We start from the raw sequence: 11828 nt of genomic DNA on the forward strand, positions 1-11828 counted from the left end.
GATATCTTAGCTAAAGATATTGAATTAATGAAAGAAGCGAACTGTAATGTCGTTAGTATCGGGATGTTCTCTTGGGCAATGCTAGAGCCAGTTGAAGGTGTTTATAACTTCGATTGGATGGCTAATGTCATTGATCGTTTATATGAAAATGGAATTTATACAATTTTATCTACACCAAGTGGAGCACGACCTAACTGGTTAGCACAAAAATATCCAGAAGTTTTACGTGTTGAAAAAAATCGTGTCCGTAACTTATTTGGACTTCGTCATAATCACTGTTACACTTCACCTATTTACCGTGATAAAGTGGCACAAATTAATGGAGAGTTAGCAAAACGTTTTGCCAATCATCCGGGTGTTATTTTATGGCACTTATCAAATGAATACGGTGGTGAATGTCATTGTCCACTTTGCCAGGAAGCATTCAGAAATTGGTTAAAAGAAAAATATAAAACATTAGATGCTATTAATGATGCCTGGTGGACAACATTCTGGAGTCATCGTTATACATCTTGGGATCAAATCGAAAGTCCCGCACCACATGGTGAAATGATGGTTCATGGTTTAAACTTAGATTGGAATCGTTTCGTTAGCGATCAAACAATCGATTTTATTCGTCACGAGCGTGATAGTGTTAAACCATTTAATCCAAAATTACCAACAACCATCAACATGATGTATTATTTCTTTGGAATTAATTACTTCGATTTAAAAGATGAAATTGATATCGTTTCTTGGGATAGCTACCCGGTTTGGCATAAAGCAACATCAAGTGATTTAAATATCAGTTGCGATACAGCCATGATGCATGATATTATGCGCTCAATTAAAAATGAACCTTTCTTATTAATGGAAAGCACGCCAAGTATGACAAACTGGCAAAATGTCGCGAAACTAAAAAAACCTGGTATGCATATGCTTTCTTCTATGCAAGCTGTTGCTCACGGTTCAAACTCTGTTCAATACTTCCAGTGGCGTAAGAGCCGTGGATCATCGGAAAAATTCCATGGTGCGGTAGTCGACCATTATGGAAAAAGTGATACACGAGTATTCAATGACGTCAAAGAGCTAGGGGCCCGTCTAAAAGGATTATCAGATATTTTAAAAACCAATACTCATCCTGAGGTTGCCATTTTATTCGATTGGGATAATCGCTGGGCAATCGATGATATGCAAGGACCTCGTAATATCGGAATGCACTATAAAGAAACGGTTCAAGAACACTATAAGGCATTCTATGAAATGGGAATTCCAGTTGATTTCGTGGATATGAGCTGTGATATCTCAAAATATAAAGTATTTGTCGCTCCGATGATGTACATGCTTAAATATGGATTTGAAAATAAAATTAAAGAATTCGTTGCAAATGGTGGAACACTCGTGACTACTTACTGGAGTGGCATCGTGAATGAAACTGATCTTTGCTTCCTTGAAGGAACCCCTCACGGTTTAATGGAGGTTGTGGGTCTTCGCAGTGAAGAAATTGATGGATTATTTGATGGAGAAACCAACAGTGCTTCTTCTATCTCATCTCATTGGTTAACAGAAAAAGACTGCTACACCTCATCAGAACTTTGTGACTTAGTCATCCCAAGTACCGCACAAACGTTAATGAAATACAATGAAGACTTCTACAAAGGAATGCCTGCCCTAACCTTAAATCATTTCGGTAAAGGACAAGCGTTCTATATCGCAACTCGTTTTGAAGAATCATTCTACCATGACTTCTACTCTCAATTAGTACAGGAACTTGAATTATCAACGATCCCTGATTTCAATGTTCCTAAAGGAGTTATCGTTTCAACGCGTGATAACTATCGATTCATCCAAAACTTTAACAATCATGAAGTAGAAGCGGAGGCTTTACCAACTCATTACACTGTCGTAGATACTGATAAAGATATCCACCAAAACTTTATTTTAAAACCATTTGAAGTTTTAATTGTAAAAGGCTAAATATCAAAAGGCTAGTTACCTATCCCTGTGGTAACTAGCCTTTTGATTAACTTTCAATATTTAAAATAGTTAATACCTCTTCAAGAGATTTCACACGATAATCTGCTTGCAATTCAGGTTCTCTATTTCCACTTTCATAAAAACACGTTTTAACCTTGGCCTTTTGTCCTAGAAGAGTTTCAATTTCTCTATCTCCAACAATCATCGCTTCCTTTGGATGAATCTGATACTTGTCTAGTAAGTAATATATTGCCTCAGGATCTGGTTTTCGCGCAAATTGATTATCTTTTGTCACGATCTCTGTGAATAATTCGACCATTCCATTCTTTCTTAAAATGTCGTAAGTAGTACTCCCTCGATGCGTCAAAATGTAATTATATCTTCCCGCCTCTTTAATTCTTTGACAAACCTCTTTAGCATATGGAAATGGTAACATGTTTGATAAATCAATGTGACTTTTTTCATCTTGATATACCTCAGTTAATTCTTCACCTAATAAAAACTGATTTTGATAATATTGAACGGCTGTTTTTTCAGAATTCAAAAATAGCTTTAAAACCTCATCATACTCAGCTTCAATTTCATACTTTTTTAATGCTCTTAAAAAGGCATTGACCATTCCCGGATAGGAATCAAATAGTGTGCCGTCAAAATCCCAAATAATATGTTTAATCATCATCATGGTCCCTACTCATTTATCCTTAAATTAATTCAATATGATTTAAATCTAATTTATATTTAACATCCTTACGCTCCACAATCACATTAATTTTTTCTTTTAATTCAGGATCTTCCATTAGCTTCATCATTAATTCTTTTGTTGGATTAATCGCATATGGTGTTCCAACATGATGGAACATTGTTAAATCCCCTGTCGTATCTCCATAGGCGTAGCTTTGGCTTAAATCAATATCATACTTTTCAACTAACTCACGAAGTGCTTTTTGCTTACTAACCGCATCCCACATTGGAATCACTTCACCATTATATCTTCCTGCTTCATCCGTTTCATAAATCGTTCCTCTGAAATCATCCATTTTATATTTAGCCGCCATTTTACTAACTAATTCAATTGGCGAACCTGAAATAGCAATCACAATATGACCTTGCTCCTTGTGCCATTTCATACGCTCACGAGAAAATGTATAAATACGATCACCTTTTTGGTTAATGACTTTTTGTGCAACGTGATCGATATGTTCTTTACTAACTCCTAAAATAGCTTGTTTATAAGCATCGACCATCTTCAATAAGTACTCATCATAGTCTCCTTCACGTCGGTCCCATTTTAAATAGACGGGCTTGACTTCGTTATGCCAAACATCTTCTTCAATTAATTCATATTTAATAATTTTTTTAAAAACCTCCGTAATTAACCCTTCTCGATAAATCGTTCCATCTATATCAAAAAATGCTGCAATTTTAGTCATAAAATGACCTCCTATCTTTTTAATTATATTTCATTTTAGTACTAGTCTTCCCAAGGTATTTCGACTATTATAACAAAAATGAATCAATAATGAAACCTTTATTTCATGATACGTTTATCTCCCAAAAATTTTTAAAAATTTCACCTTTATATTTAAAACGCTTACATAAAGTGTATCATATTTTATAGATGAAGAAAATAAAAAAAATCTCCTAAAACTTTATTTTGAAAGCTATAGGAGATTTTTTTATTATGCACTAATTTTTTCTACCGATTCAGGAAGTAATACCTTTACTTTCTGGATACGCATTTCTTGAATCTGATCAATTTTAAAGACAATATTTTGATATTCGATGACTTGGTGATCTTCTTCCGTTGGGATATAACCGATTAAATTAATCAATAATCCACCTAACGTATCATAATCTTCACACTCTTCGTCTAATTGTAAATGTAATCTTTCATTTAAATCCCTAATACTAATCAATCCATCGACTAAATACGTTTCATTATCAATTTTTTTGATGTCAGGTTCATCTTCATCGTATTCATCGTTTATATCCCCCATAATTTCCTCAATTAAATCCTCTATCGTAACAATTCCTGAGAAACCACCATATTCATCAATTAAGACAGCTAAATGATGTTTAGATTTTTGAAGTTCTTTGAATAGCTGATCAATATTTTTTCGTTCTGGAATCAGATAAGGTTTGTGCATAATCTGTCTAATATCCACATTTTCAAACCCTACTTTGTAAGCTTCCATAAAAAAGTCTTTCATGTACAAGACACCAATAATATTATCGATATCTCCTTCATAAATCGGAATACGAGAATACTTTTCTTCTAATAATTCATCAATATAAGTTTCGAGAGGTTGGTCGATATTAATTAAATAGACTTTGGTTCGAGGAGTCATGACTTCTTCAGCTAATTTATCATCAAACTCAAAAATACTATTAATCATTTCTTTTTCAATTTCATTTATGACCCCATGCTCCTGTCCCGCTTCAATTAATGACTTAATTTCTTCACGAGAGACATTTTCCTCAAGGTCATCACTATTCATTCCGCTAATTCGAATTAAACAATTAGTGGATAACGATAATAGCTTAACAAACGGTCTCGTTAGCTTAGAAATCATAACAATCGGTTTAACAGCGAACATAGCAATCGCTTCTGATTTTTTTAGTGCCACCCGCTTTGGATATAACTCTCCAAATACTAGCGTAAAATAAGATAAAATGAGCGTCACCACAACCAAAGAAATTTCCCCTGCATAAGGAATTCCTATCTGCATCAACTGTTTTCCCATTATATCTGAAATTCCAGTTGCAGCTGAAGCACTAGAAAAGAATCCAGCTAACGTAATTCCAACTTGAATCGTGGATAAAAACTTATTTGGTTCATCTAACAACCCTAGTAATAATTCTGCTTTTTTATTTCCTTCATCTGCGAGCATTTTAATCCGATTACGATTTAAAGAAACAATCGCCATCTCAGCTGAAGCAAAAAAAGCATTTAAAGCAGTTAACACTCCAATCAAAATAAACTGTGAAATTAAATGACTCGGTTCCGGGTCCATCTCTATACTCTCTCCTTTAGATTTAAAATTTATAGATATTCTAGCATGTTTGAATCTAAAAATTAAGATATAACCCATTAAATTCCACAAAAATTACAAAAAGACTATCTTAATTTCGCATCAATTCTATTTTATTTTATGAGCTCAACTTCCATAATGTAACGAGTTTTTCCTATCGCTTTTATCACTTCAAAACCAAATGATTGATATAAAGAAATGGCTCTCCTATTTTGAGAAAACACATATAAAAAAAGATTTCGTTTTCTCTGTTTTGATTGTGTCAAACAATCTCTTAAAACTTGACTTCCAATTCCCTGTCCACGATAAGTTTCTAAAATATATAAATCATCTAGCTCCATTTTGCCATCTTCATCATGCAAATAAAAATACCCCACTTTATTCGTTCCTAAAAAAATAACTTGGTAATCTTGAATATGGGTTTCAATCTTTTGATATACCCACTTTAAAACCTGCTCATAATCAATGATTTTAATATCCTCATATTGATCGATTAATTGTTTATTTAACTCAAAAATGGAGGGAATATCTTCCTCTTGCGCTGCCTGATAAATTAACTTCATTTTAATCTCCCCCTATCCAATTTCTGTTACTGGTGGCTCAACATATTCAACAAACTCCCAAGTCATTCCTAAATCATTTGATTTAAATTTAGCCATTAATCGTCCGCCTTTATAATCACTATCTGGTCCTTGTCCAACCATTAAATATAATTCATCATTTTCAAAGTATGGAATTTCAGGTTGAACAAATGGTGTAAGTCCATCAACTTCAATGACAGGTAGATTAATTTCACTGTATATATAACCATTATCCGTGCGATAAAAGTTTGTATCAGCTCCCTCTACAACAGGATATGTAAAAAATCCAATCGTTTCGGTAATAAATCCCGCTGCTTGTAATAAACTCGTGCGCGGAGTAGAACCAAAATATTCCCACGTTATACCACCATCTACTGTTTTAAAAATAGCTTGTGCCTCCTGAGACATTGTTCTTCCAAAAGCCGCCACAACATATCCAACAGATGAAGTCGGAAAACTTATAAATTTCACACGAACACCTGAAACCTCAGAACTTATGACACTCGTCTGCCAAGACTGTCCTTGATCATTCGAATAAATTAATTTTAATGGAGAAAATCCTTTTTCCTCTGCGTTATAAGCTCCTCCAAAAACAAAAGCTGTTTTATTTGGAGAAATCAAATAACTCCCCTCTTGGAGCTTATTATAAGATGAATGTCCATCCGAAACCTTAACTAAAGTTTCTAAATCTATCGGTACCTCTACCCACATCTGCCCTCCATCATAACTCACATAACATTTTTCATTATCAATTTTGTACGTATACATGGTTTGTGTATATGGAATCTCCTCAATAAATTCTTGCTCATACTCATCTTTTTCCTGTTCTCCACTTTCATAGTAAATCTCGGCATCATATTGTGCCCGACGTCCAACTCGAGTGATGATATATGTCTCCTCTTGTGCTACACTTTCCTTCAACCATAAAACCCACTGACAATGAATCTCACCCTTTTCTTCAAATCCTTCAAAGGCTAATGTTAAATCCTGATTCTTTACTCTTGGAGAAATAGTGAAATCAATTTGCACGACCGGGTTATCTCCAGTCTCTAATGTCGTATACGACTTAACTTCATATCCCTTAATCTGTTGTTTAACAGGAATTAAAAAAGATTCATACCCTTCCATATATGATTTAAACCAGACTTGAATCATCGATTCTAGATTATCCCCTCGATGAACGACAATCTCAGTGCCTACAGGTTCTATCATCGGCACAGTTCCCCAAAAATAAAACCCAATAGCACTTAATATTAAACATCCAACTAACCCGAGCGCAACCACAAAGCCTTTATCTTTGTGCCATAAATTTTTAAACATCTTTCCACCCCTTTACAAAGTAATCATATCGCTAAACTTAACCTGATTCAATCATTACTTTTTATTCCTCTCTAACAGGAAAAAGATTATTGATATTTTGAGTATGAGACTATTAAGCAAAATCCGTTCCTCACCCAAATTTCTATATTAGCGTGAAACGTTTAGCCACCAAAAATTTAATGCCATTTATATATATAATAAACGTTAAAAATGACTCAAAGAAAAAAGGAGATATTCCACTCGATATCTCCTTTTTCTTATTCTCCATTTAATGAAAAAGATGCTCAAATTGATTTATTTCGTTCTACCTAAAGGTTCGACTGGAATCAGTCTTTCATAACGTTTGGGGTTTGACTTTGAGCCTTTCATCAACTTCACCATCTCAGACTGAGCGTGTACTTGATGTAATTCATCCTGAACTCTCACATAACTTCCATCTGCTTGGAGTTCATAAGCCTTCGTATTATCTTGAAGATATAACTCTAAAATCTTCTTCATTTGTTCCAAAATTTCTTTATCTTCAACAATCCCCATTGTCTCAACCCGTTTACTTAAATTGCGATACATCCAATCTGCACTCGAAATATAAACTTCTTCATTTCCATCATTATAAAAATAATAAATACGACTATGCTCTAAATATCGACCCACGATACTTCGTACCGTAATATTTTCACTTAACCCTGGAACTTGTGGACGAAGTGAACAAACACCACGCACAATCAACTCAATTTTCACACCTGCCTGTGAAGCCTCATATAGCTTTAAAATCGTTTGCTTATCATATAGCCCATTCATCTTCGCAATAATCTTAGCCTCTCTCCCCTTTTTCGCATGTTCAATCTCACGATTAATTAACTGCTCAAACTTAAGACGAAGCTTATGAGGGGCAATCGTAATTTTTTTCATCTCATGTGCAGATGCATAACCTGATAACATATTAAATAAAATAGACGCATCTTCCCCAAACTGCATATCAGATGTCATAATCCCAATATCCGTATAGAAATTAGCCGTTACATCATTATAATTTCCTGTTCCAAAATGAACATAGCGCATCAATCCTGTTTTCTCTTTACGAACGATTAATAAAATCTTACAATGTGTCTTTAATCCAATCATTCCATAAATGACATGACATCCTGATTTTTCAAGTTTCTTTGCCCAATGGATATTATTTTCTTCATCAAAACGCGCTTTTAACTCTACTAAAACAGTCACTTGTTTCCCATTCTCAGCAGCCCGTGCTAATGCTTCAACAATCGGTGAGTTTCCACTGACGCGATATAGCGTTTGTTTAATGGCTAAAACTTTCGGATCATCTGCTGCCTTTTGAATCATCTTAACAATAGGATCAAATGATTGAAAGGGATGATGTAACAAAACATCTCGTTCCTTCAGCACTTGAAATATATTCCGTTCCTTTAATTCAGGAATATAAAGAGGTTTTAATTTTTCAAATTTTAACTCTTCATAACCTTTAATTCCAGACAATTTAGATAAGAAGGTTAAATCAATTGGCCCATCAACACGAAACACATAATCCTCTTCAATCTCTAACTCACTTTCTAAAATCTCAATCATTTCTCTCGGAGGAGCATCCTCTATTTCGATTCGAATAATCTCACCCCACTTACGTTGCTTTAAAGATTGTTCAATGGTCTCTAATAAATCTTCAGCATCCTCTTCATCTAAATGCATCGCTGCATTTTTAGTAATTCGGTAACATGATGAATGTAAGACATAATGACTACTAAATAATTCAGACAGTTTTGCCTTAATCAAATCTTCTAATAATAAATGATAAATGCCCTCTTCACTTGGTACCCTAACAAGTCGCGGTAATACAGATGGAACCTGAATGGTTGCAAAAACTAAATCACCATCTAGTTTCTCTTTAAGTAACAATCCAATATTCAATGTTTTATCTGAGATAAGTGGAAATGGTCTTGCTTGATCAATCACCATCGGCGTCAAAACAGGATAAATTTCATGACGATAATAGTCATCCATCTCTTTTTTAGTCTTTTCATCTAACTGTTCATACGTCACTAGATAAATTCCTTTATCTTTTAAACTTTCCATTAACAAATCATAGGTTTCATATTGTTCTTTTACTAATTGCCGAGTCTTTTCTAAAGACTCTCTCAATGTCTTATAAGGTAATCGTCCTGAAATATCTTCACTCACAACACTGGCTTGACACAAATCATACAAACCGGCAATCCGAACCATAAAAAATTCATCTAAATTAGAACTGACAATAGATAAAAATTTAATTCGTTCTAATAAAGGATTTTGAATATTTTTCGCTTCTTCTAATACTCGCTGATTAAATTCAAGTAAACTTAACTCTCGATTTAAAAAATGACTCGGTTGATCCATCATCAGTGTCATCTCACTACCTCCCAATCATATCGTGATTATTATTCATTCCTAGACAGACATTACTACTAAATATGACATTAAATGTTAATTATCTGTTATATTTTTGTCTATTTTTCATTAATCATTCACCTTAATGAGTTTTGACGAAATCTTTCGCAAATATTTGTTATAATATATAATCATCAGACAATTAACTTCATTAAAATCAAATAAAAAAGGTGTGATTCATTTGAAAAAACTAGGTATTATGGATATTGGATCAAACTCTATCAAATTATTAATTGCCAATCTTTATTCTGAGCGTTATTTTGATATTACTTATGAAGAAAAAATTCAGTTTCGAATGGGTCAATTTATCGATTCCAAGAAAGATTTAACAACTGAGGGATTTTATAAATTAAGAGATATTCTAAGCTACTTTAAACACATTTGTGAAGTAGAAGAAGTAACTGATATCAAAGCAATTGCTACTGAGACAATGCGTCGATTAAAAAATTCAGAAAACATCATTCATCAACTTCAACATCAGCTCCATATCACGATTGAATTAATACCTGGTGAACTTGAAGCCTACTATGGCTATTTAGCGACTCACCACACCATTGATTTATCAGACTATCTACAAATCGATATTGGCGGTTCAAGCATGGAAATTGTTCTCGTTAAACAAAAACAGCTCATCCATGCGATTAGCCTACCGCTTGGAGCAATCATCACCACTAAAAATTTTGAATTAGATTCATCACTCACCAAAGATAAAGAGAAATTATTTAATGCTCATATGAAACAAACCTTTGAGGAAATTAGCTGGTTAAAAGATGCCATCCATCTTCCAGTCATCGGAATTGGTGGTACCATTCGTACCATCAGTAAACTCTATCGAAATCGAATAGGAGATTCTTTAAAGTTACAACATCAGTATCACCTATCTGACACTAACCTTGAAGAAATGTATCAGTTATTAGCTCCATTAACTTTAAAAGATCGTCAAGAGTTAAAAGGACTTTCTAAAGATCGAGCTGATATCGTATTAGGATGTTTAATGACAATAAGATCACTTTTTAATTACATTGATTCAAAATCATTAATTATTAATCGCTACGGTATTAGACAAGGTGTTATCTTTAATCAACTGAACATTCCACCACAGTCAGTCCTTGATTACTCACTATCAAATCTTTTATATCACTATCGATTGCCAATTCATCATAATGATCGATTAAAGCAGTCATCCATCACTTTAGCGAATCAACTTCAGATAAACGATTTATCATCCACAAACATTTTAAAAGCCAGTAGTAAATTGTCTGACATCGGGCAAATTATTTCATACCAAAACAATTCAAAACATACCTTTTATCTCTTGATGAACATTAGCATCAATGGACTCAATGTCAAAGAACAATTAATGACAGCTTACACAATACGTGCAGGCGAAAAATATAATCTTAAAATAGAACCTGAACATCAAATGTTACTATCAACTGAAGAATTTGAACACTGTAAAAAACTAAGTTTGATCGTTCAACTCTGTTCTTACTTAAATGCACTTAAATCAGAATTTAATTCAATCGATGTATCAGAAGAGACTATCAGTATTAAATTTTCTAAAACCATTCCAAGCCCATACTTAATCCGATTAAATCAATTATCCACACTATACCTTGAGCAATTTAATCGACCATTAAAATTAATCATAATTTAACCTTAAAAGAGAAGCCTCTGATGAGTGCTTCTCTTTTTTTAGTCTTATTGAAACAAAAGGAGCTATCTTCTAAGAAGATAACTCCTTTTGGCTTTAGTTAAGAGATTAGATAACTGGAAATAAGAAAGATTGGATTAGAACATTTAATAAAAGTAAATCTCAATAAAAAGATTGAGGTTATTTTTCACTTTATAGCTTCAAGACGCAACTCCTCTAGAAAGTTATTAAAGATAATTTCTACTAAGTATCTAGACTTTATCCCCCAGCAATTGAGGAGTGTTCGCTTCCCTCACTGCTGGCCCCCCCATCTTATCCTGCGTTATTAATATTTCAATCCGAGTAATCGAGGATTAGAAATATTTAATGCAGGGTTATCTATAGCTTCAAGACGCACCCCCTCTAGAAAGTTATTAAAGATAACTTCTACTAAGTACCTAGAGTTTATCCCCGGCAATTGAGGAGTGTTCGCTTCGCTTACTGCCGTGGGCCCCCCATCTTATCCTGCATTATTAATATTTCAATCCGAGTAATCCAGGATTAGAAATATTTAATGCAAGGTTATCTATCAATCTAGCTTCAAGACGCAACTCCTCTAGGAAGTTATTAAAGATAACTTCTACTAAGTACCTAGAGTTTATCCCCGGCAATTGAGGAGTGTTCGCTTCGCTCACTGCCGGGGCCCCCCATCTTATCCTGCATTATTAATATTTCAATCCGAGTAATCGAGGATTAGAAATATTTAATGCAGGGTTATCTATCAATCTAGCTTCAAGACGCAACTCCTCCATATATCGCCCCAACTTAGTACGTAGAAATCTCCCCATCTATAGTGGAAACCTGCTTCGC

At 33.9% G+C, this 11828-nt stretch carries 9 protein-coding genes; 2 read left to right on the forward strand and 7 right to left on the reverse strand.

Features of this window, described 5'->3' with window-relative positions; genetic code table 11:
* Positions 1–1956: beta-galactosidase (locus tag J6D32_RS12170; protein WP_287467719.1), on the forward strand; the 1956-nt coding region annotated here is incomplete at its 5' end.
* A gap of 46 nt (positions 1957–2002) precedes the next feature.
* Here the strand turns inward: J6D32_RS12170 and J6D32_RS12175 are convergent.
* From J6D32_RS12175 to J6D32_RS12200, 6 genes are all read right to left on the reverse strand, one after another.
* Positions 2003–2635 carry an HAD-IA family hydrolase gene (locus tag J6D32_RS12175; protein WP_055163969.1) on the reverse strand — a complete coding sequence of 211 codons (633 nt, stop codon included), beginning with the start codon at positions 2633–2635 and terminating at the stop codon, positions 2003–2005.
* Between the two features lie 22 nt (positions 2636–2657).
* Positions 2658–3386 (reverse strand): HAD family hydrolase, encoded by a 729-nt coding sequence (locus tag J6D32_RS12180; RefSeq protein ID WP_009607649.1) that lies wholly within the window; start codon positions 3384–3386, stop codon positions 2658–2660.
* A 249-nt stretch (positions 3387–3635) separates the two neighbouring features.
* Entirely contained in the window at positions 3636–4970 is a 1335-nt protein-coding gene (locus J6D32_RS12185) for a hemolysin family protein (RefSeq protein ID WP_055163810.1), read from the reverse strand.
* A 131-nt stretch (positions 4971–5101) separates the two neighbouring features.
* A complete protein-coding gene (locus J6D32_RS12190; protein WP_195944022.1) occupies positions 5102–5551 on the reverse strand; it encodes a GNAT family N-acetyltransferase in 450 nt (149 codons plus the stop codon).
* A 12-nt stretch (positions 5552–5563) separates the two neighbouring features.
* Positions 5564–6889, reverse strand: a complete 1326-nt coding sequence (locus J6D32_RS12195) for a WD40/YVTN/BNR-like repeat-containing protein (protein WP_129821580.1) — start codon at positions 6887–6889, stop codon at positions 5564–5566.
* A gap of 294 nt (positions 6890–7183) precedes the next feature.
* Entirely contained in the window at positions 7184–9286 is a 2103-nt protein-coding gene (locus tag J6D32_RS12200; RefSeq protein WP_055163816.1) for an RNA degradosome polyphosphate kinase, read from the reverse strand.
* A 211-nt stretch (positions 9287–9497) separates the two neighbouring features.
* Here J6D32_RS12200 and J6D32_RS12205 point away from each other — a divergent pair, with 211 nt between their 5' ends.
* Positions 9498–10982: a Ppx/GppA family phosphatase gene (locus tag J6D32_RS12205; protein ID WP_238843629.1), complete on the forward strand. Its 1485-nt coding sequence runs from the start codon at positions 9498–9500 to the stop codon at positions 10980–10982.
* A 509-nt stretch (positions 10983–11491) separates the two neighbouring features.
* Here J6D32_RS12205 and J6D32_RS12210 read toward each other — a convergent pair.
* Positions 11492–11653 (reverse strand): hypothetical protein, encoded by a 162-nt coding sequence (locus tag J6D32_RS12210; protein ID WP_155231467.1) that lies wholly within the window; start codon positions 11651–11653, stop codon positions 11492–11494.
* Positions 11654–11828 lie beyond the last annotated feature (175 nt).

It is taken from the genome of Turicibacter sp., assembly GCF_017941855.1.
GTDB classification, from domain to species: domain Bacteria; phylum Bacillota_I; class Bacilli_A; order MOL361; family Turicibacteraceae; genus Turicibacter; species Turicibacter sanguinis.